This is a genomic window from Enterobacter sp. 6722112 (genome assembly GCF_058661685.1).
The window spans coordinates 2,228,052-2,248,524 of the sequence record NZ_JBZWGR010000007.1; the positions used below are offsets into that span (position 1 = coordinate 2,228,052).

The 20,473-nt window shown below is 51.7% G+C and carries 20 protein-coding genes and 1 pseudogene; 7 read left to right on the top strand and 14 right to left on the bottom strand.

Annotated features, from left to right (window positions below):
• From AC4OVU_RS12190 to yciA, 3 genes are all read left to right on the top strand, one after another.
• The gene (locus AC4OVU_RS12190; RefSeq protein ID WP_003856762.1) at positions 1-540 is read left to right on the top strand and encodes a septation protein A; all 540 of its coding nucleotides are present in this window, start codon (positions 1-3) and stop codon (positions 538-540) included.
• A 180-nt stretch (positions 541-720) separates the two neighbouring features.
• Entirely contained in the window at positions 721-2,907 is a 2,187-nt protein-coding gene (locus AC4OVU_RS12195) for a TonB-dependent siderophore receptor (RefSeq protein WP_045335037.1), read from the top strand.
• Between the two features lie 98 nt (positions 2,908-3,005).
• Positions 3,006-3,401, top strand: coding sequence for an acyl-CoA thioester hydrolase YciA (gene yciA / locus AC4OVU_RS12200; RefSeq protein WP_003856759.1), 396 nt, complete (start codon positions 3,006-3,008; stop codon positions 3,399-3,401).
• A 37-nt stretch (positions 3,402-3,438) separates the two neighbouring features.
• Here yciA and tonB read toward each other — a convergent pair whose 3' ends face one another.
• Entirely contained in the window at positions 3,439-4,167 is a 729-nt protein-coding gene (gene tonB, locus AC4OVU_RS12205) for a TonB system transport protein TonB (protein WP_017384230.1), read from the bottom strand.
• Between the two features lie 221 nt (positions 4,168-4,388).
• On the opposite strand from tonB, the gene AC4OVU_RS12210 reads away from it, so the two are divergent.
• Entirely contained in the window at positions 4,389-4,685 is a 297-nt protein-coding gene (locus AC4OVU_RS12210; protein ID WP_003856755.1) for a YciI family protein, read from the top strand.
• Positions 4,686-4,718: 33 nt separating this feature from the next.
• Here the strand turns inward: AC4OVU_RS12210 and leuE are convergent, their stop codons facing one another.
• From leuE to AC4OVU_RS12230, 4 genes are all read right to left on the bottom strand, one after another.
• Positions 4,719-5,354, bottom strand: coding sequence for a leucine efflux protein LeuE (leuE, locus tag AC4OVU_RS12215; protein WP_110292577.1), 636 nt, complete (start codon positions 5,352-5,354; stop codon positions 4,719-4,721).
• 67 nt (positions 5,355-5,421) lie between these two features.
• Positions 5,422-5,832, bottom strand: a complete 411-nt coding sequence (locus AC4OVU_RS12220; protein WP_015570374.1) for an Exc2 family lipoprotein — start codon at positions 5,830-5,832, stop codon at positions 5,422-5,424.
• An 11-nt stretch (positions 5,833-5,843) separates the two neighbouring features.
• Positions 5,844-5,969: a KPN_01571 family protein gene (locus AC4OVU_RS12225; RefSeq protein ID WP_213822333.1), complete on the bottom strand. Its 126-nt coding sequence runs from the start codon at positions 5,967-5,969 to the stop codon at positions 5,844-5,846.
• A gap of 118 nt (positions 5,970-6,087) precedes the next feature.
• Positions 6,088-6,261, bottom strand: a complete 174-nt coding sequence (locus tag AC4OVU_RS12230) for a YciY family protein (protein WP_017384232.1) — start codon at positions 6,259-6,261, stop codon at positions 6,088-6,090.
• Between the two features lie 143 nt (positions 6,262-6,404).
• On the opposite strand from AC4OVU_RS12230, the gene cls reads away from it, so the two are divergent.
• Positions 6,405-7,865, top strand: coding sequence for a cardiolipin synthase (cls, locus tag AC4OVU_RS12235; protein WP_003856750.1), 1,461 nt, complete (start codon positions 6,405-6,407; stop codon positions 7,863-7,865).
• A 33-nt stretch (positions 7,866-7,898) separates the two neighbouring features.
• Positions 7,899-8,228, top strand: coding sequence for an HI1450 family dsDNA-mimic protein (locus tag AC4OVU_RS12240; protein WP_003856748.1), 330 nt, complete (start codon positions 7,899-7,901; stop codon positions 8,226-8,228).
• 30 nt (positions 8,229-8,258) lie between these two features.
• Here AC4OVU_RS12240 and AC4OVU_RS12245 read toward each other — a convergent pair.
• The 7 genes and pseudogenes from AC4OVU_RS12245 to AC4OVU_RS12275 all read right to left on the bottom strand — a co-directional run bounded on the left by AC4OVU_RS12245 (position 8,259) and on the right by AC4OVU_RS12275 (position 16,140).
• Positions 8,259-9,126: pseudogene (locus AC4OVU_RS12245) on the bottom strand (ion transporter).
• 14 nt (positions 9,127-9,140) lie between these two features.
• A complete protein-coding gene (gene oppF / locus AC4OVU_RS12250; RefSeq protein ID WP_017384233.1) occupies positions 9,141-10,145 on the bottom strand; it encodes a murein tripeptide/oligopeptide ABC transporter ATP-binding protein OppF in 1,005 nt (334 codons plus the stop codon).
• Entirely contained in the window at positions 10,142-11,155 is a 1,014-nt protein-coding gene (locus AC4OVU_RS12255; RefSeq protein WP_023303844.1) for an ABC transporter ATP-binding protein, read from the bottom strand. Before AC4OVU_RS12255 ends, oppF begins: the two co-directional genes overlap by 4 nt.
• A gap of 11 nt (positions 11,156-11,166) precedes the next feature.
• Positions 11,167-12,075, bottom strand: a complete 909-nt coding sequence (oppC, locus tag AC4OVU_RS12260; protein ID WP_003856740.1) for an oligopeptide ABC transporter permease OppC — start codon at positions 12,073-12,075, stop codon at positions 11,167-11,169.
• Between the two features lie 12 nt (positions 12,076-12,087).
• The gene (gene oppB, locus AC4OVU_RS12265) at positions 12,088-13,008 is read right to left on the bottom strand and encodes an oligopeptide ABC transporter permease OppB (RefSeq protein WP_003856738.1); all 921 of its coding nucleotides are present in this window, start codon (positions 13,006-13,008) and stop codon (positions 12,088-12,090) included.
• Between the two features lie 82 nt (positions 13,009-13,090).
• Positions 13,091-14,722 carry an oligopeptide ABC transporter substrate-binding protein OppA gene (gene oppA / locus AC4OVU_RS12270; RefSeq protein ID WP_110292578.1) on the bottom strand — a complete coding sequence of 544 codons (1,632 nt, stop codon included), beginning with the start codon at positions 14,720-14,722 and terminating at the stop codon, positions 13,091-13,093.
• A 770-nt stretch (positions 14,723-15,492) separates the two neighbouring features.
• Complete coding sequence (locus AC4OVU_RS12275) at positions 15,493-16,140, bottom strand: YchE family NAAT transporter (protein WP_017384236.1); 648 nt, start codon at positions 16,138-16,140, stop codon at positions 15,493-15,495.
• A 480-nt stretch (positions 16,141-16,620) separates the two neighbouring features.
• Here AC4OVU_RS12275 and adhE point away from each other — a divergent pair, with 480 nt between their 5' ends.
• Positions 16,621-19,302, top strand: a complete 2,682-nt coding sequence (gene adhE / locus AC4OVU_RS12280) for a bifunctional acetaldehyde-CoA/alcohol dehydrogenase (protein ID WP_032103375.1) — start codon at positions 16,621-16,623, stop codon at positions 19,300-19,302.
• Between the two features lie 70 nt (positions 19,303-19,372).
• On the opposite strand, the gene tdk is transcribed toward adhE, so the two are convergent.
• Both tdk and AC4OVU_RS12290 read right to left on the bottom strand, forming a co-directional pair.
• Complete coding sequence (gene tdk, locus AC4OVU_RS12285) at positions 19,373-19,987, bottom strand: thymidine kinase (RefSeq protein ID WP_003856726.1); 615 nt, start codon at positions 19,985-19,987, stop codon at positions 19,373-19,375.
• Between the two features lie 41 nt (positions 19,988-20,028).
• Complete coding sequence (locus AC4OVU_RS12290) at positions 20,029-20,217, bottom strand: hypothetical protein (RefSeq protein WP_129541422.1); 189 nt, start codon at positions 20,215-20,217, stop codon at positions 20,029-20,031.
• Between the last annotated feature and the right edge of the window lie 256 nt (positions 20,218-20,473).

Consider the following 20,473-nt stretch of genomic DNA (forward strand, 5'->3'; position numbering starts at 1 on the left):
ATGAAGCAGTTTCTTGATTTTTTACCGCTGATCGTATTTTTCGCTTTTTATAAGCTGTACGACATTTATGCCGGTACGCTGGCGCTGATTGTGGCAACGGCTGTGGTGCTGATTTACAGCTGGGTTCGCTATCGCAAAGTTGAAAAGATGGCGCTCATCACCTTCCTGATGGTGGCGGTGTTTGGTGGTCTGACGTTGTTCTTCCACAATGATGAATTTATCAAATGGAAGGTCACGGTGATTTACGGCCTGTTTGCGGGCGCACTCCTCATCAGCCAGTGGGTGATGAAGAAGCCGCTGATCCAGCGCATGCTGGGGAAAGAACTGACCCTGCCGCAGGCTGTGTGGGGGCGTCTGAATATCGCCTGGGCACTATTTTTTATTCTGTGTGGTCTGGCGAATATCTATATCGCATTCTGGCTGCCGCAGAATATCTGGGTCAACTTCAAGGTGTTTGGTCTGACGGCGCTGACTCTTATCTTCACCCTGCTCAGCGGCGTTTATATTTATCGCCACATGCCGCAGGATGACAAGCACTGATCCTTCTGGCCAGATCGCCACGCGGTCTGGCCTCTTTTCCCGCCTTCTCTTTTCTCTACATCCTCCCTGCGAAAATGTCTGAATCATGAAGATTTTATGGAGATTGCTGTCACTTTATTGTAATGAGAATGACTATCATTAATATTCGTCATCGCATTTTTAACAAATGGAAATGAGTTGATGAATAACATAATAAGATTTGCCCCGGCTACACTTACGCTCGCCATTCTTTCAACGTTATACCAGAGCGCACACGCAGCGGAAGATCCTCTCGCCGATGGTGAAACAATGGTTGTTCAGGCCACCGCTGAAGAGGCGCTGAAGCAACAGCCGGGGGTATCCATCATCACGGCAAAGGACATAGAAAAGGATCCACCGGTTAACGATCTTTCAGAAATTATTCGCAAAATGCCCGGGGTTAACCTCACCGGAAACAGCGCGACAGGCAGCCGCGGTAACAACCGCCAGATCGACATCCGCGGTATGGGGCCGGAGAACACGCTGATTCTGATTGACGGTGTGCCGGTGACGTCACGTAACTCGGTGCGCTACAGCTGGCGCGGGGAGCGCGACACCCGCGGGGATACCAACTGGGTTCCGCCAGAGATGGTTGAGCGCATTGAAGTGCTCCGGGGACCTGCTGCCGCCCGCTATGGTTCGGGGGCGGCCGGCGGCGTCGTCAACATCATTACCAAACGCCCGACCAACGACTGGCACGGCTCGCTCTCCCTGTACACTAACCAGCCTGAAAATGATAAAGAGGGAGCGACGAAACGCGCTAATTTTGATCTGAGCGGCCCCCTTGCGGGCGATGCGTTAACGATGCGCCTGTACGGGAATATCAACAAAACTGACGCAGATGCTCAGGACATCAACACCGCGCAAAACGGCTCTTACGCCGCCGGACGTGAAGGCGTGCGCAACAAGGACATTAATGCTCTGCTCTCCTGGAAACTCACGCCACAGCAGATTATCGATTTCGACTACAGCTACAGCCGCCAGGGCAATATCTACGCGGGTGATACTCAATACAGCAACAGCAACGTCAGCCCTGACGGTCTGGTGTCGTCCCTGTATGGACACGAAACGAACCGAATGTACCGCCAGTCTTATGGCATTACGCACAACGGCATCTGGGACTGGGGTCAGTCAAAGTTCGGTGTTTATTATGAAAAGACCAACAACACCCGCCTGGAAGAAGGCTCTACGGGCAAAGTTGAGGGGATGATCAATAGCGATAAATACGATACCAGCCGGCTGGAGTCATACCGTTCAACGGGTGAACTGAACATGCCTTTCTTCTGGCTGGTCGAACAGACGCTAACCGTGGGTGCAGAATGGAACCGTGATGAACTGAACGATCCGGCCTCAATGCAGGCGACAAATGTGTCGGGAGAAGTGATTAACGGCGTTCCCGGTACAGCTTCTGAGCGCAACAGCAAAAACAGCGCTGACCTCACTGGCATCTATCTTGAGGACAATATTGAAGCGCGCCAGGGCACCAACCTGATCCCAGGGCTCCGCTTTGATTATCACAATCAGTTTGGCAGCAACTGGAGTCCTAGCCTGAACCTCTCTCAGGATTTGGGTGACATGTTCAAGGTTAAAGCGGGTATCGCTCGGGTATTTAAAGCGCCAAACCTGTATCAATCCAGCGAAGGCTATCTGCTTTCCACCCGCGGCAATGGCTGCCCGAACAACGTTTCCGAAGGAAGCTGTTACCTGTTAGGTAATCCGGATCTGGATCCTGAAATCAGCGTGAACAAAGAGATTGGCCTGGCCTTCGCGCTGGAAGGCTACGAGGCTGGCATAACCTGGTTCCGCAACGATTACAAAAACAAGATTGTTTCGGGAACGGACGTGCTGGGCCAGACAAGCAGCGGCGCAAATATCCTTCAGTGGCAGAACGGAGGAAAGGCTGTTGTTGAGGGGCTGGAAGGCAACCTCACCGTCCCGGTTATCCGCGACACGCTAACCTGGCGTACCAATGCGACGTATATGATTCAGTCTGAAAGTAAGGACACCGGCAACCCTCTGTCGATTATCCCAAAATATACCGTCAACACGATGCTCGACTGGCAGGTTAACAGCAAACTTTCAGCGAACCTTAGCTGGACGATGTATGGCCGCCAGAAGCCAAGAGAAAATGCTGAAATCCGCAAAGAGCAGAATGCGATGTCAGATAAAGAGATTGGCGCCTATTCCATCGTTGGGATCGGTAGTAACTATCAACTGACAAAAGATGTCCGCCTGAATGCCGGGATCAGCAACCTCTTTGATAAGCAGATTTACCGAGAAAATGACGGTGCATCGACCTATAACGAACCAGGCCGTGCGTATTACGCCGGCGTGACACTGTCCTTCTGACCCTAAGGCGCCTGCTCTGCGGGCGCTAACCCTATTCTCTCCAGCCAGAAATCATAGTAGCATCCCGCCTGAAGTTTTCAGTTACGAGTTTAAAAACAATGACAACAAATGACGCCCCACAGGGCGAACTGGTTTTACGCACACTGGCAATGCCTGCGGATACGAATGCCAATGGCGATATTTTTGGCGGCTGGTTGATGTCGCAGATGGATATGGGCGGTGCAATCCTGGCAAAAGAGATTGCACACGGGCGCGTGGTGACAGTCCGGGTCGATGGCATGACCTTTCTGCGCCCTGTCGCGGTGGGGGACGTGGTGTGCTGTTACGCACGCTGCGTAAAACGCGGCAATACGTCTGTCTCCATCAACATTGAAGTATGGGTGAAAAAAGTCTCTTCTGAGCCGATTGGTCAGCGCTATAAGGCGACGGAGGCATTATTTATCTATGTGGCGGTGGATAGCGACGGTAAGCCCCGCCAGCTCCCACGGAGCTGATCCTCAGGTAAAAAAAGCCTCCTTGCGGAGGCTTCTTTTATTCCATCTGTGCCCCGCCGTTCAGGCGGAAGACAATGTTCACAATCAACCCATTGCCGGGTTTACCGGCTTCATAGCGCCACCTGCGCATGGCCGATTTAACTTCGCGTTCAAACATATTCGCCGGCTGTGCGGACAGGATTTCCACGTTATCGACACGTCCATCGGCCGTAACGTCGAATTTCACCCGTACACGCCCTTCAATACGTAACGCCTGGGCACGTGCCGGGTACTGCGGCTGGTTACGGCTCAGCGCGCGCGGGCCCGCGGGCGCCGTTACCGTCGGTTTTGTCGCGGTCGTGGTGTTATTCATCAGCGGACGTGACGGGGCGGCATTTTCAACCGGCTGCGTGGCGCGTGGCTCAACCGGACGCACTTCGCGTTTCGGACGCTCTTCCACCTTTTTGACCGGCTTTGGTTTTGGCTTCGGCTTAGGTTTCGGCTCCGGCTTATGGATCACTACCGGCGCTTCTTTCGGCGGTTCAGGAACCGGCTCGGGCTCTGGCTCCGGCTCGGGTTCAACAACGGGCTGTGGCGGCGGCGGCGCAACCTGCGGCGGCTCAAGATCCGCAGGCGATACCATGGTCACAGAAATTGGCTGCGCAGGCGCCGGCATTTCAATAACCTGATGAACCGAGGTATAGAGCAGACCCGCCACGACAGCACCGTGAATAACGACGGAAAGCAGCGTCGGCCATGGAAAGCGGCGAGGTAAATCAAGGGTCATCGAAGTCATAATCATCAACGTTAAAAAACCGAACCTCGATTTTAAATGCAAATAGCAATCATATTCAATAAGACACTTTGTCCTGGCGCAATTTAAGCGTACATGAGGGCAAAAAAGGGGCATCCAGATCAGGGTTTTAACATTGTTATTATCTTTACATTGCAGTCATTTGTGCTTTCACATAACGTAATTGCCACTTTTACCGGTTAAGGAGCTTTGCCGTGCTTTACGTGATTTACGCTGAAGATGTACCTGATTCTCTGGAAAAACGTCTTTCCGTTCGCCCTGCTCATCTGGCGCGTTTACAGTTGCTACAGGATGAAGGTCGGTTGCTGACCGCAGGCCCGATGCCTGCCGTTGACAGCAACGATCCGGGCGCGGCGGGTTTTACCGGCTCCACGGTGATTGCCGAGTTTGAATCTCTGGAAGCCGCGCAGGCCTGGGCAGAAGCAGACCCGTACGTCGCAGCCGGCGTGTACGAGAAAGTCACGGTTCGTCCGTATAAAAAAGTATTCTGAAACGAAAGGCTCCCTCAGGAGCCTTTTCTTCATTCAGTGCAGCGACGCCAGCCTCGCCGCAAATCCGACAAACAGCAGACCTATCAGCCCGTTCCCCAGCTTCGCCAGTTTCTTTTTGGTTTTGAGGTAACGCGTGACAAACGCGCCTGAGAAAATCAGGAAGCTCATGTACATGAAGCTGATCAGCTCAAGCGTTGTGGCGAGGATCAGGAACGACGTGCCGGTATTCTTCGCATTGACATCAATGAACTGCACGAAGAACGACACGTAAAAGAGAATCGCTTTCGGGTTCGTCAGGCTAAGCACCAGCGAACGCTTAAGGATTGCGCTTGCCGGTTCGGCGCTACTTTCGGGCGCATTTTTTTGACGCGTCATAACGGACCAGAGCATTTTTCCGCCCAGCCACAGCAGATAAAACGCGCCCAGATAGCGGACAATATTAAATAAAACCGGAGTGGTCTGGATCAACGCGGCGACGCCCGCCCAGGCCAGAAACATCAGCACGGCATCACCAATAAACACACCGGTGGCTGCCAGATAGCCTTTCTTAACGCCGTGGCCAATCCCTGTTTTCAGCACAAACAAGGTGTTCGGTCCTGGAACCAGCACGATAAAAAATGCGCCGACAACATAGGTCCAGAAATTCAGTACACCAAACTCCGCAAACACGTCTCACTCCTTTCGCTCAAAAACAGCGGGGATACCGGTAATTACGGTATCCCCTGAATCAGTTGCGCTATTGTACGCCGTTATAGCCATCAAGATAAGTCGCGGCCAGTTCGTTACCAAATAACAGGGCGTCTTTACTGTCCATGTCCGAAGACCATTTATCCTTCGCGTTGCCTGCGAACAATTCCTGCGACTTCGCATTTTCTTTTAGCTGATCGCGAATGCTTTGCGCGTATTCACTGGCTTCAGCCTCAGTCCGCCCTTCCGCGCGGTCAGCTTTGCCACGGGCATAAAGCTCGCGGAACTGCGCCACGTTCAGCTGATAATTTTTCTGCACGCTGGAGGTGTAATTGCCGCCAGTAAAGCTGGACTGATGCGACACGAAATAAAACGCGTGCCGTTCGGGTGAGGTTTTGCTGCTGGCACAACCGCTTAATATCGCAATCCCAAAGAGTGCTGCCATTACTTTTCCGTTCATCCTTTTTTCCTTTAATAACAATGTATTCCCCATGCGAAAACATAATCTGCCAATGAGGAAAATGACGAAAGTCCTAAATCTTCCCTGAGCGCATCCAGCGCCAAAAGTACAATAAAAATCCAGAGATAAGGATTCATCTTTTAATATCATGACGTTATGGGGACTCAGTATATCGCGGAAAGCAGATGGGAAGAGACTGCAAAAATTGATAGCCTGGATGTTTAATGGGCACCTTTACGGTGCCCTTCATGCTTTTCAGATGTCCTGGACCGCGAACAACAGCGCGTTACGGTGTCTGTTCAGGCCACATTTTCTGATGGCGTGGATACGCATATTGCGGCGGGATTGTGCTTCAAGCCAACGAGCCTTACGACGACTCACCTGTCGCAACATGCGCCAGCGCCCAACTTCAGTTCTACTGCGCTTCATGTCTACAACTCTTTCTCTAACAGAGATGCCATTATATGCCTAAGCAGGCGGCAAACCAGCGCTTTTATCTGCCGTTTTTATTTGCCAGATGAATCCTGATGCGTAAACTCATAACAATACGCTTTCAAAAGGATTTTTTATTTATGACAACCTTCTACACCGTGGTGAGTTGGCTGGTCATTTTAGGATACTGGCTGTTAATTGCCGGGGTGACGTTGCGCATTCTGATGAAACGCAGAGCGGTACCTTCCGCCATGGCCTGGCTTCTGATTATCTACATTCTGCCGCTGGTGGGCATCATCGCCTATCTCTCTTTCGGTGAACTTCATCTGGGTAAACGCCGCGCCGAACGCGCCCGCGCCATGTGGCCCTCCACGGCGAAATGGCTTGCCGACCTTAAAGCCTGCAAGCATATCTTCGCTGAAGAGAACAGTAGCGTGGCCGCATCTCTGTTCAAGCTGTGCGAACGCCGCCAGGGGATTGCTGGGGTAAAAGGCAATCAGCTGCAACTGATGACCTCTTCTGATGATGTGATGCAGGCGCTGATCCGTGATATCCAGCTCGCCCGGCATAATATCGAGATGGTGTTTTATATCTGGCAGCCGGGCGGCATGGCGGACCAGGTCGCCGAATCGCTAATGGCCGCTGCACGTCGCGGTATCCACTGCCGCCTGATGCTGGACTCCGCCGGCAGCGTGGCCTTTTTCCGTAGCCCGTGGGCAGGTATGATGCGCAACGCCGGTATCGAGGTGGTCGAGGCGCTAAAAGTGAATCTTTTCCGCGTCTTTCTGCGCCGCATGGATCTCCGCCAGCACCGGAAAATGGTTCTGATCGATAACTACATCGCCTACACCGGCAGCATGAACATGGTTGACCCCCGCTTCTTCAAGCAGGATTCCGGCGTGGGGCAATGGATCGATCTGATGGCGCGGATGGAGGGACCGATCGCGACCTCAATGGGCATCGTCTACTCCTGCGACTGGGAAATTGAAACCGGTAAACGCATTCTTCCCCCGCCGCCGGATGGCAATATCATGCCGTTTGAGGAAGCCAGCGGGCACACTATCCACACTATCGCCTCCGGTCCTGGCTTCCCGGAAGATCTGATCCATCAGGCACTGCTTACCGCCGCGTACTCCGCGCGGGAATATCTGATCATGACCACGCCCTATTTCGTTCCCAGCGACGACCTTCTGCATGCCATCTGTACAGCGGCACAGCGCGGAGTGGATGTGAGCATTATTATGCCGCGCAAGAACGATTCGCTGCTGGTGGGATGGGCAAGCCGCGCGTTCTTTAGTGAGCTGCTGGCCGCAGGCGTTAAAATTTATCAGTTCGAAGGCGGCCTGTTACACACCAAGAGCGTGCTGGTGGACGGAGAGCTGAGCCTGGTGGGTACCGTCAACCTCGATATGCGCAGTCTGTGGCTGAATTTTGAAATTACGCTGGTCATTGATGACGCCGGGTTCGGTGGCGATCTGGCGGCGGTTCAGGACGATTATATCTCCCGCTCACGCCTGCTGGACGCCAGACTGTGGGCGAAACGTCCGCTGTGGCAGCGAATTGCCGAACGACTGTTTTACTTCTTTAGTCCGTTGCTGTAAAACGTGCCCAACGATGTTTAACAGGTAGTCATCATGGAAATGGATCTGAACAATCGCCTGACCGAAGACGAAACGCTCGAACAGGCCTACGATATTTTTCTCGAGCTGGCGGTCGATAATCTCGACCCTGCTGACGTCATTCTTTTCAACCTGCAATTCGAAGAGCGTGGCGGTGCTGAGCTGTTCGATCCGGCTGAAGACTGGGCCGAACATGTCGATTTTGATCTCAACCCGGACTTCTTCGCCGAGGTGGTGATTGGCCTTGCAGATGAAGACGGCGGAGAAATTAACGACATCTTTGCCCGCGTCCTGCTGTGCCGCGAGAAAGATCACAAACTGTGCCATATCCTCTGGCGCGAATAATAAAAAAGGCTGCCCGCGCAGCCTTTTTATTTAATCCGGTAAGGCATTTCCACAGCGGTGACAAAACCGCGCGCCGGGTTCATGATTCCCCTGCTGACAATTCGGACATTTGCGTTGCTGCTTGCTGTTCTGGAAGGCGCTGCTCATATGGGTGGTAATTAACCCCGTCGGAATCGCTATCACCGAATAGCCGATCAGGATAAGAACCGATGCCACAATACGTCCGAGCGGCGTATGCGGGGTAATATCGCCATAGCCCACGGTGGTCACCGTGACGATAGCCCAGTAAACAGACGCATTAAGCGTGGTAAACCCGTATTTCGGCCCTTCGATTAAATACATCAGGGAGCCAAAAACGATCATCACGATAGCAATAAACGAATAGAAGAGAATCAGCTGGTGGCGGGCGCTGACAATGGCAACCCAAAAAACCCGCAGCGACGGCATAAAGCGCAGCAGTTTGAGAATCCGTAACACACGAATCGCCCGCATTGCACGCCAGGCAAACACATAATTCAGGCTGATCTCAGGCCACAGCCACATGACATACAGCGGCAGGATGGTGGCTAAATCAATAAATCCCCAGAAGCTGAAAACGTATTTCGCCGGATTTGGCCAGCTAATGACCCTCAGCACATATTCCGCAGTAAACACCAGCGTGACAATCAATTCCAGCCAGACGAAAACGTGCCACTCCTCATACGTCATGTGGTACTGCGTTCCGGCGCCGGATTCGATAAAGATAATAATGACGCTAATCAGCGCAAATAAACCACACAGACCTTCGAAGCGGCGACCGGAAACCGTTTCAGGATCAAATAAAAGGTGATACAGCCGCTGGCGGGCCGACGTGAATAATCGCGACACATTAACCTCGAAAAATAAGGGCTGACATCATGTCAGCCCTTGCGATTATAACGGGTCTACTTTCAGGCAGGAAACCGCATGTCGGAAACTGCCCTCCAGAACCGGCCGTGTTTTTGCACATTCCGGCCCGGCTATTGGACATCGAGTACGGAATACGCAGCCTGAAGGCGGGTTGATTGGCGAAGGCAGTTCACCTTCCAGAAGCTGAATGGTTTTATTTTTTTCCAGATCGGGGTCCGGAACGGGAACCGCAGACATCAGCGCTTTGGTATAAGGGTGCAGAGGATTGTGGTACACCTCATCATACGTGCCCAGCTCTACGGCGTGGCCCAGATACATGACCAGCACACGGTCCGAAATGTGTTTTACCACCGCCAGATCGTGGGCGATGAAGATCAGCGACAGCCCCATTTCCCGTTGCAGTTTCTGTAGCAGGTTAACCACCTGGGCCTGGATGGAAACGTCCAGCGCCGAAACTGGCTCATCACAGATAATCAGTTTTGGTTCAAGGATCAACGCGCGTGCGATACCGATACGCTGGCACTGACCGCCGGAAAACTCGTGTGGGTAGCGGTTGATGAGGTTAGGCAGCAGACCCACCTTGAGCATCATCGCTTTCACCCGATCGCGAATTTCCTGGCGCGGCATCTTCGGATGATAGGTGCGCAGCGGCTCGGCAATGATTTCGCCAATGGTCATACGCGGGTTCAGGGACGCAAGTGGATCCTGGAAAATCATCTGGATGTCGCTGCGCACGTCGCGCCATTCATCCGGCTTCATCCCCAGCAAATCTTTGCCAAGCCAGGCCACTTTCCCGTCGGTGGCCTTCACCAGGCCGATGATCGCCCGCGCAAACGTCGATTTGCCGCAGCCGGATTCGCCCACCACGCCCAGGGTCTCGCCTTCGTACAGGCGTAGCGTGACGCCATCCACCGCTTTCAGGGTTTTGGCAGGCTGCCAGAACCACTGTTTACCGTCTTTGATATCGAAATGGACCTTCAGGTCAGCGATTTCGAGCAGCACATTTCTTTTTTCGTCGATCGCGTTCATATCAGCTCCTCCAGCGGCTTAAAGCAGGCGCGCAGACGGCCTGGGGCAAACGCTTCCAGCGGCGGTGCGCTGTTACAGATTTCCATCGCATGCGGACAACGCGGCTGGAACGGGCAGCCTTTTGGCAGACGCAGCAGGTTTGGCGGGTTGCCCGGGATAGTCAGCAGCGACTCCCCTTCCGCATCAAGACGCGGAACGGCATTCAGCAGCCCGATAGAGTACGGATGGGCTGGCTGGTAGAACACATCGCGAGCATTACCGTATTCCATCGTGCGGCCTGCATACATGACTAACACTTTGTCGCAGATCCCGGCAACGACGCCTAAATCGTGGGTGATCATGATGATGGCGGTATTGAACTCGCGCTTCAGCTCGTTCAGCAACGTCATGATCTGCGCCTGAACGGTCACGTCCAGGGCGGTGGTTGGTTCATCAGCGATCAGCAGTTTTGGCCGGCAAAGCAATGCCATCGCGATCATAACGCGCTGACGCATACCGCCGGAAAACTCGTGCGGATACATGCGCATGCGCTTGCGTGCTTCAGGCATTTTCACCGCATCCAGCATTTTGACGGACTCTTCAAACGCTTCGGCTTTACCCAGCCCCTTGTGGAGCATCAGCACTTCCATCAGCTGTTCGCCCACCCGCATATAGGGGTTCAGGGACGTCATCGGATCCTGGAAAATCATTGAAATCTGCTCGGCGCGCAGCTTGTTCAGCTCATGTTCCGGCAAATTCAGGATCTCTTTCCCGTTAAACGTCGCCGAACCGCCGATCACGCCGTTTGACGCCAGCAGGCCCATCAGCGCGAATGCGGTCTGGGATTTACCGGAACCGGATTCGCCCACAATGCCCAGCGTTTCACCGGCACGCAGGTCGAAGTTGAGATCGTTAACGGCAGTAACATCACCGTCGGGGGTTTTAAACGTCACGCGGAGGTCTTTAACGTCCAGCAGTGCGCTGGTCCGCTGTTGCGCCTGTGGCGCGGTTGCCGTTTCAATAATGGTCATGACGGCGCTCCTTAACGGTCTTTCGGGTCGAGGGCATCACGCAGGCCATCGCCGATAAAGTTGAAACAGAACAGGGTGACGACCAGGAAGCCCGCCGGATACAGCAGTAACCACGGTGACACTTCCATGGAGTTTGCGCCATCACTTAACAGAGCGCCCCAGCTACTCAACGGCTCCTGCGTACCTAATCCCAGGAAGCTCAGGAAAGATTCAAACAGGATCATACTTGGCACCAGCAGGGAGGCGTACACCACCACCACGCCCAGCACGTTAGGAACGATATGACGCACCACAATATTGGCGGTAGAAACGCCACCAACCTGTGCGGCTTCGATAAACTCCTTACGTTTAAGGCTCAGCGTCTGGCCGCGCACAATACGCGCCATATCCAGCCAGGACACCATCCCGATCGCCACGAAGATCAGCAGGATATTTTGACCAAAGAAGGTCACCAGCAGAATGACGAAGAACATGAACGGGAAGGAGTTCAGGATTTCTAGCAGACGCATCATCACGGAGTCCACTTTCCCGCCGAGGTAACCGGAAAGCGAGCCGTAAAGCGTGCCGACAATCACCGCCACCAGCGCCGCCGCGATGCCAACCATCAGGGAGATACGGCCGCCAATCGCCACACGCACCAGCAAATCACGCCCGGAGGAGTCGGTGCCGAAATAGTGCCCGGATTCCATATCCGGCGCGCTGGACATCATGCCCCAGTCCGTATCGAAATAGGTGAACTGAGAGAGCATTGGTGCCAGGGTTACGAACAGCGCGATAAGCACCAGCACGACCAGGCTGGCAACGGCGGCACGGTTATGCATAAAACGACGGCGGGCGTCCTGCCAAAGGCTACGACCTTCGACCTCCAGCTTTTCACTGAAGTTTTCCAGCGCCTCGCTGTTTTTCTTACTCAACATCATGGCGTGCTCCAGTTAGTAACGGATTTTCGGGTCGATAACGGCATACAGCACATCGACAACGGCATTAAACAGAATGGTCAGCGCGCCCACGAGGATCGTCAGGCTCAGCACCAGCGAATAGTCACGGTTAAGCGCCCCGTTAACAAACAGCTGCCCGATACCCGGCAGGCCATAAATGGTTTCAATCACCATTGAGCCGGTGATAATGCCGACGAAAGCCGGACCCATATAGGAGAGTACCGGTAACAGTGCAGGCTTGAGGGCATGACGGAAAATAATCCGGCGCATCGGCAGCCCTTTCGCACGGGCGGTACGGATGAAGTTCGAGTGCAGGACCTCAATCATTGAACCGCGGGTAATACGGGCGATGCTGGCGATGTAGGCCAGAGATAATGCCACCATCGGCAATATCATGAACTTCAGCGCCCCGCCGTTCCAGCCGCCCCCGGGGAGCCATTTCAGGGTTATGGCGAATATCATGACCAGCAACGGCGCGACAACGAAGCTGGGGATAACCACCCCGGTCATTGCGACCCCCATTACGGCGTAATCCCATCGGGTATTTTGTTTTAGCGCAGCGATAACGCCCGCAGTGACACCGAGAACAACGGCCAGGATAAATGCAGCAGCCCCTAATTTAGCCGATACCGGGAAGCTGGACGCCACCAGGTCGTTAACGGAATAGTCTTTATATTTAAATGACGGACCAAAATCACCGTGTGCAAGCTGCTTCAGATAGTTGAAGTACTGCGTGGTGATAGGATCGTTTAAATGGTATTTCGCTTCGATGTTGGCCATAACTTCTGGCGGAAGCGTGCGTTCACCGGTAAAAGGACTGCCCGGTGCAAGACGCATCATGAAGAAGGAAATTGTAATTAGAATAAATAACGTTGGAATCGCTTCAAGACAGCGACGCAGGATAAATTTCAACATTGCCCGTACCTTCTGGCGTGTGCCTGATGAATGTTACAAAATAGACACAGTGGGGCAAGCTCGCTCGCCCCACGTATTGCCATTAATGCTTGATAATATAAAGATTATTAACGGAAATATTATCCAACGGGTCTTTACCGGTATAACCCCCTACCCATGGTTTCACCAGGCGGGCGTTAACGTAGTAGTAAACCGGAACGATCGCAGAGTCTTTATCGAGCTGTTGTTCTGATTTCGCGTACAGATCGGCGCGCTGGGCGTCATCTGCCACCTTCAGGGTTTCGCCAATCAGCTTATCAAACGCCGGGCTCTTATAGTGTGCGGTATTGTTCGAACTGTCGCTCAGCATGGTGTTCAGGAATGAGGTCGGTTCGTTATAGTCCGCACACCATCCTGCACGAGCCACGTCAAAGGTTCCCTGGTGGCGCGTATCGAGGAAGGTTTTCCATTCCTGGTTTTCCAGCTTCACGTTCACGCCGAGGTTTTTCTTCCAGATTGACGCGACGGCAATAGCCAGCTTTTTATGCAGATCGGAGGTGTTGTACAACAGGCTAAAGGTCAGCGGCTTGTCGGCGGTATAGCCAGCTTCAGCCAGCAGTTTTTTCGCTTCTTCGTTACGTTTTTCCTGGGACCATTTGAACCATTCAGGTTCAACCAGCTTCATACCGTCGGTGTAAGGCGGGGTGTAGCTGTAAGCCGGCAGGTCGCCCTGATTCTTCACTTTATTCACGATAATGTCGCGATCCAGAGCCAGCTTCAGTGCGGTACGAACACGTACGTCGGTGAACGGTGCTTTCTGGTTGTTAATTTCGTAATAGTAGGTGCACAGATACGGATCGACGTGAACTTCTTTAGGGATCTCTTTTTTCAGCTTCTGGAACAGTTCAATCGGCATATTGTTATAGGTCATGTCGATTTCACCGCTGCGGTAGCGGTTTACGTCCGTCACTTCAGAAGAGATTGGCAGGTAGGTGACCTGATTGATAACGGTCTTCGCATTATCCCAATACTGCGGGTTGCGCTCCAGCACCATACGTTCGTTAACGACCCAGTCCTTCAGCTTATATGCACCGTTGGTCACGATATTCGCAGGCTGCGTCCATTTTTCACCAAATTTTTCTACCGCAGATTTTGGTACCGGGGAGACGGACGGGTGAACCAGCAGCTTATAGAAGTACGGAACAGGTTCGCTCAACGTCACTTCAAAGGTGTTGGCATCGATGGCTTTTACGCCCAGGTCGGTAACTGGCTTTTTACCCGTGATGATGTCATCGATATTGGCAATATGGCCATACTGGAGGTAACTCGCATACGGGGAGGCGGTATTCGGATCCGCCAGACGCTGCCAGCTATAGACGAAATCTTCGGCGGTAACCGGCGTACCGTCAGACCATTTCGCATCTTTACGCAGATGGAAGGTCCAGACTTTAAAATCTTTGTTGTCCCATTTTTCCGCCACGCCCGGAGCCGGGTGGCCGTCTACGTCAGTCACCAGCAGACCTTCAAACAGATCGCGGTTAACGTTAGACTCTGGAACACCTTCAATTTTGTGCGGATCAAGAGACTGCACTTCCGCACCGTTATTACGTACCAGCGTTTGCTTCTCAGCCAGCTGAACACCAGCAGGAACGTCCGCAGCCATTGCAGCGTTGCCCGCGATTAGCGCAGTTAAAATCCCCGCCGCTACCAGACTTTTTTTTGTGATGATGGACATTGTGTTGATACTCCACTCATTATAATGACCGGCCTTCGCCAGTTGTGTAATCCCCTGTTGGGGCCTGTACAGCGCAGGAGTTTTTTTTGCTACTGTCAGGTTCTTTTTTTACTTCTTGCTATCACCGACTTCATTATTACTGACCGCTCGTACGGCGGTCTTGCGTCGATTCTTTACACCTCTCCCCTGTCAGAGAGATGCGTTGGATATCTTATGTGAGGGCTATATGAAAATAGTTCTCATCAACTTGTTTAATGCTGCAAAATATAAGGCCGGAAAGTACCAAATGGTGCCATCTCTCGCCAATACATTTTGCAAATTTGTTAAGCATTTCTCTTTTACGATGGCTGGCATAACTATGGTGCCAACCCTGGCTTACGCCGAAATCAACAAAAAGAGATGTAATTCAAACAGATAAGAAATTTTGTTGCTACAAACGCGACGACAAAGCTTAGCTGAACGATTTTTCACGATAATTTAACAATTGATTATTATTTAGCACATTCGTCTGAGTCAGCGTCGAAATTACTAATATCATTTCGGTTATCTGTCAGCAAGCCCCAGAGTATCATGTGAGTAAAATAACAGAGGGTTTGAGGGATTTATGCGCGGCAAGGGGAAATGAAAATAAACAACCCCTTGAAAAACAACAAAAGAGGATTATTAGTAGAACTTATTATGACTGGCGCCTATTTCAACTTTATTTATATGATTTGCAGATAATCACGTAAAAAAAACGGAGCCGCTGGCTCCGCTCTTTCAAATGAAAGTCAGTGTACTAACCCGGGGAATATACTTTTTATACCGGTAACGATAAATTCGATGCCCAACGCCATTAACAACAGACCCATGATACGGGTAATCACGTTGATGCCCGTTTGTCCCAGCAAGCGAACCAGCCATGGCGCCATACGAAATACGCCCCAGCAGCACAGCGCGAACAGCGCAATGGCAACAGAAAAGCCAATCAGGTGCATCAGGCTGTGGTAGCGCGTTCCCCAGACAATAGTGGAACTGATCGCCCCCGGGCCCGCCATCAGCGGCAGTGCCAGTGGCACAACCCCGATGCTCTCGCGGATAGCTGTCTCTGATTTTTCCTGCTTGTTCTGTTTATCCTCCCCCAGCTTGCCGCTGATCATCGACATGGCAATCGTCACCACCAGGATCCCGCCTGCTATACGGAACGAATCAATTGAGATGCCGAAGACCTGAAGAATGGCGTCTCCGAGATAAAGAGAGGTAAGTAGGATGATCGCCACCGACAGGTTTGCCGTCAGGTTGGTTTTATTTCGTGCCGCAGCCGTCTGATAGCTGGTCATACTAATGAAGACAGGGATGATCCCTACCGGGTTAACCAGAGCAAACAAGCCGATAAAAAACTTGAAATATGTAGGGAAATCAAAGAGCGTTTGAATCACATTAAGCTCCGCAATTGAGCATGGCCAGGGAGAAACTGCATGTCATGATAAATCCGCGCTGAAGATACGCTTTTTAGCCGCATACTTCACCAGAAATCTGTTCTTAAACGTTATCAATTCATGATGTTAAACATTTGTGTAATCAATGATATCGCTGCTTCCAATAGTTACTTAATTATTTAACAGTAGAATAATTAGCACAAAATAACCCTGCTGAAAGGTATCAGCTTAGGACAAAATTGATCTCGATCATAATTTTCGTACTCAGAAGTGAGTAATCTTGGTTACGCCGCCAGGGAGATCACCTATCAAAAAGGTATGATGCTAAGGTAAGGCTCTTTTAGTAAATTAGTGAGCTGGAGCAGTGAGTAATCCTTTGTTTTACTGTGTGTTACGCAAGTGGGATCGGCTCTGACTATACTGTCAGACGTATCGAGCGCTGGTTTACTAAAAGAGTTTAAACATTATCAGGAGAGCATTATGGCTGTTACCAATATCGCTGAACTGAACGCCCTCGTCGAGCGCGTAAAAAAAGCCCAGCGTGAATATGCCAATTTCACCCAAGAACAGGTTGATAAAATCTTCCGCGCGGCCGCTCTGGCTGCTGCTGATGCTCGAATCCCTCTCGCTAAAATGGCCGTTGCCGAATCCGGCATGGGTATCGTTGAAGATAAAGTGATCAAAAACCACTTTGCTTCAGAGTATATCTACAACGCCTATAAAGATGAGAAAACCTGCGGTGTGCTGTCAGAAGACGATACTTTCGGCACCATCACCATCGCAGAACCGATCGGCATCATTTGCGGTATCGTTCCAACCACTAACCCAACCTCTACCGCCATCTTCAAATCTCTCATCAGTCTGAAGACACGTAACGCAATCATTTTCTCCCCGCATCCACGTGCGAAGGACGCCACCAACAAAGCAGCAGATATCGTGCTTCAGGCTGCCATTGCGGCGGGTGCGCCAAAAGATCTCATCGGCTGGATCGACCAACCTTCTGTTGAACTGTCCAACGCCCTGATGCATCACCCTGACATTAACCTGATTCTGGCGACCGGTGGTCCTGGTATGGTTAAAGCAGCGTACAGCTCCGGTAAACCAGCCATCGGCGTAGGCGCGGGTAATACCCCTGTTGTGATCGACGAAACGGCAGATATCAAGCGTGCAGTTGCTTCTGTGCTGATGTCTAAAACCTTCGATAACGGCGTTATCTGTGCATCTGAACAGTCTGTTGTCGTGGTTGATTCGGTATACGACGCCGTTCGTGAACGTTTCGCCAGCCACGGCGGCTACCTGTTGCAAGGTAAAGAACTGAAAGCCGTTCAGGACGTGATTCTAAAAAATGGTGCGCTGAACGCGGCTATCGTAGGTCAGCCTGCATATAAAATCGCTGAGCTCGCTGGCTTTAGCGTCCCTGCTACCACCAAGATTCTGATTGGTGAAGTGAAAGTCGTTGATGAAAGTGAGCCGTTTGCTCACGAGAAACTCTCCCCGACGCTGGCAATGTACCGTGCGAAAGATTTCGATGACGCGGTAGATAAAGCAGAGAAGCTGGTGGCGATGGGCGGTATCGGCCACACCTCTTGCCTGTACACCGACCAGGATAACCAGCCTGAGCGTGTTGCTTACTTCGGTCAGAAGATGAAGACGGCACGTATCCTGATCAACACCCCTGCTTCTCAGGGTGGTATCGGTGACCTGTACAACTTCAAACTCGCACCTTCCCTGACTCTGGGTTGTGGTTCCTGGGGTGGTAACTCCATCTCTGAAAACGTTGGTCCAAAACACCTGATCAACAAGAAAACCGTTGCTAAGCGAGCTGAAAACATGTTGTGGCACAAACTTCCGAAATCTATCTACTTCCGCCGCGGCTCTCTGCCAATCGCGCTGGATGAAGTGATTACTGATGGCCACAAACGTGCGCTCATCGTGACCGACCGTTTCCTGTTCAACAATGGCTATGCAGACCAGATCACCTCTGTTCTGAAAGCGGCTGGCGTCGAAACTGAAGTCTTCTTTGAAGTTGAAGCTGACCCAACCCTGAGCGTTGTACGTAAAGGCGCTGAACTGGCGAACTCCTTCAAACCTGATGTGATCATCGCACTGGGTGGCGGTTCCCCAATGGACGCCGCGAAAATTATGTGGGTGATGTACGAGCATCCGGAAACTCACTTCGAAGAACTGGCGCTGCGCTTTATGGATATCCGTAAACGTATCTACAAGTTCCCGAAAATGGGCGTGAAAGCGAAAATGATCGCCGTCACCACCACTTCCGGTACCGGTTCAGAAGTGACGCCATTTGCCGTTGTGACTGATGACGCAACTGGTCAGAAATACCCGCTGGCTGACTACGCACTGACGCCAGATATGGCTATCGTTGACGCCAACCTGGTCATGGAAATGCCGAAATCACTGTGTGCGTTCGGTGGTCTGGATGCGGTAACTCACGCTCTGGAAGCTTACGTTTCCGTACTGGCTTCTGAGTTCTCTGACGGTCAGGCTTTGCAGGCGCTGAAACTGCTGAAAGAAAACCTGCCAGCTTCTTACAACGAAGGTTCGAAAAACCCTGTTGCGCGTGAACGTGTACACAGTGCGGCAACCATCGCGGGCATTGCGTTTGCTAACGCCTTCCTGGGTGTCTGTCACTCCATGGCGCACAAGCTGGGTTCACAGTTCCATATTCCTCACGGTCTGGCGAACGCCCTGTTGATCAGCAACGTTATCCGCTATAACGCCAACGACAACCCGACCAAGCAGACTGCATTCAGCCAGTACGACCGCCCACAGGCGCGCCGTCGTTATGCTGAAATCGCAGATCACCTGGGTCTGAGCGCACCGGGCGACCGTACTGCCGCGAAGATCGAGAAACTGCTGGCATGGCTGGAGAGCCTGAAGGCTGAACTGGGTATTCCTAAATCTATCCGCGAAGCAGGCGTTCAGGAAGCTGACTTCCTCGCTCACGTAGATAAGCTGTCTGAAGATGCATTCGATGACCAGTGTACTGGTGCTAACCCGCGCTACCCACTGATTTCCGAACTGAAACAGATCCTGCTGGATACTTATTACGGTCGTAACTTCACTGAAAGCGATGTCGCTGCCGTAAAAGTTGAAATCCCCGCAGTTGTAAAGGCTGACAAGAAAGCGAAGAAAAATGCTTGATTGACAGTATGATAAAAAAACCCGCCGCTGGCGGGTTTTTTTATATCTGAGGATCCGTAAAACATTCTTATTATTTTCGATTGTCGCCCTGTAACGCCGTCAGCGAGCCTACAGCCAGCGCCTCTTTATAATGCTTGCGGCAGACCGAGACATAACGTTCATTGCCTCCTATCACCACCTGCTCGCCATCAGCATAGGGTTTACCCGACTGGTCCAGGCGAAGAACCATACTTGCCTTGCGGCCACAAAAGCAGATTGTTTTCAGCTCAACCAGCTTATCCGACCAGGCGAGCAGATACTGACTGCCGGCAAATAACTCCCCACGAAAATCGGTACGTAATCCATAGCAAAGAACGGGAATATCCAGCTCATCAACGACCTCTGAAAGCGCATGGACCTGCTCTCGGGTCAGGAACTGGCTTTCATCTACCAGCACGCAATGGACAGGCTTAGAGGCATGCTCGGCACGAATGTCCTCCAGCAGGTCCGTTTCAGGGTTAAACAGCCTTGCAGGCGACGAGAGCCCTATTCTTGAGCTCACCTTCCCTGCCCCAAAGCGATCGTCGATTTCGGCGGTATAAACAACGGTACGCATCCCCCGCTCCTGATAATTGTATGAGGATTGCAGTAACGCCGTCGATTTCCCTGCATTCATTGCCGAATAGTAGAAATAAAGTTGTGCCATTGGCCGAAGAACCCTAATCAATGTGTAATATTCCCGATGGATCATTGTACCATATTTTGTACTGTCATCAGCGGCGGGCTGCGCTCTCCAGCCTGCCATGCATCAGTAAATCCTTCGCGAATGGCGCAAAATAATGCGTTAAAACAGGCAGTAAAGTCATTAAACACTGACAATAAGGTGAGTCCGCAACCAGAGATAACACTTCTTTTTATAGTGTCTTCTTCGTTCATTAAAATTCACTATTTATTAACTATTCTTGTCTTCGCTGCGCTTACTCGGGGTAATACAAAAGGCTGATATTTATCAATCGCAACTATAATTCCTGAGGTAAAAGTCACAAAACATACACGCAAATGACGCGCTTTTGCCGTTTGAAACGATATCTCACAGACCCAACAAACAATGAAATTTAAGTTAGCGTAATTAATAATAGCGTCGTTTATTTTGTATTTTTTGAATTCCTTACATTCCCACCTATTGCACAAG

Bases quoted from the DNA above. Each gene is read 5' to 3' on its own strand.
- AC4OVU_RS12190 (WP_003856762.1), top strand. From the start codon at position 1: ATGAAGCAGTTTCTTGATTTTTTACCGCTGATCGTATTTTTCGCTTTT.
- AC4OVU_RS12195 (WP_045335037.1), top strand. From the start codon at position 721: ATGAATAACATAATAAGATTTGCCCCGGCTACACTTACGCTCGCCATT.
- yciA (WP_003856759.1), top strand. From the start codon at position 3,006: ATGACAACAAATGACGCCCCACAGGGCGAACTGGTTTTACGCACACTG.
- tonB (WP_017384230.1), bottom strand. From the start codon at position 4,167: ATGACCCTTGATTTACCTCGCCGCTTTCCATGGCCGACGCTGCTTTCC.
- AC4OVU_RS12220 (WP_015570374.1), bottom strand. From the start codon at position 5,832: ATGAACGGAAAAGTAATGGCAGCACTCTTTGGGATTGCGATATTAAGC.
- AC4OVU_RS12225 (WP_213822333.1), bottom strand. From the start codon at position 5,969: ATGAATCCTTATCTCTGGATTTTTATTGTACTTTTGGCGCTGGATGCG.
- AC4OVU_RS12230 (WP_017384232.1), bottom strand. From the start codon at position 6,261: ATGAAGCGCAGTAGAACTGAAGTTGGGCGCTGGCGCATGTTGCGACAG.
- cls (WP_003856750.1), top strand. From the start codon at position 6,405: ATGACAACCTTCTACACCGTGGTGAGTTGGCTGGTCATTTTAGGATAC.
- AC4OVU_RS12240 (WP_003856748.1), top strand. From the start codon at position 7,899: ATGGAAATGGATCTGAACAATCGCCTGACCGAAGACGAAACGCTCGAA.
- oppF (WP_017384233.1), bottom strand. From the start codon at position 10,145: ATGAACGCGATCGACGAAAAAAGAAATGTGCTGCTCGAAATCGCTGAC.
- AC4OVU_RS12255 (WP_023303844.1), bottom strand. From the start codon at position 11,155: ATGACCATTATTGAAACGGCAACCGCGCCACAGGCGCAACAGCGGACC.
- oppC (WP_003856740.1), bottom strand. From the start codon at position 12,075: ATGATGTTGAGTAAGAAAAACAGCGAGGCGCTGGAAAACTTCAGTGAA.
- oppB (WP_003856738.1), bottom strand. From the start codon at position 13,008: ATGTTGAAATTTATCCTGCGTCGCTGTCTTGAAGCGATTCCAACGTTA.
- oppA (WP_110292578.1), bottom strand. From the start codon at position 14,722: ATGTCCATCATCACAAAAAAAAGTCTGGTAGCGGCGGGGATTTTAACT.
- adhE (WP_032103375.1), top strand. From the start codon at position 16,621: ATGGCTGTTACCAATATCGCTGAACTGAACGCCCTCGTCGAGCGCGTA.
- tdk (WP_003856726.1), bottom strand. From the start codon at position 19,987: ATGGCACAACTTTATTTCTACTATTCGGCAATGAATGCAGGGAAATCG.
- AC4OVU_RS12290 (WP_129541422.1), bottom strand. From the start codon at position 20,217: ATGAACGAAGAAGACACTATAAAAAGAAGTGTTATCTCTGGTTGCGGA.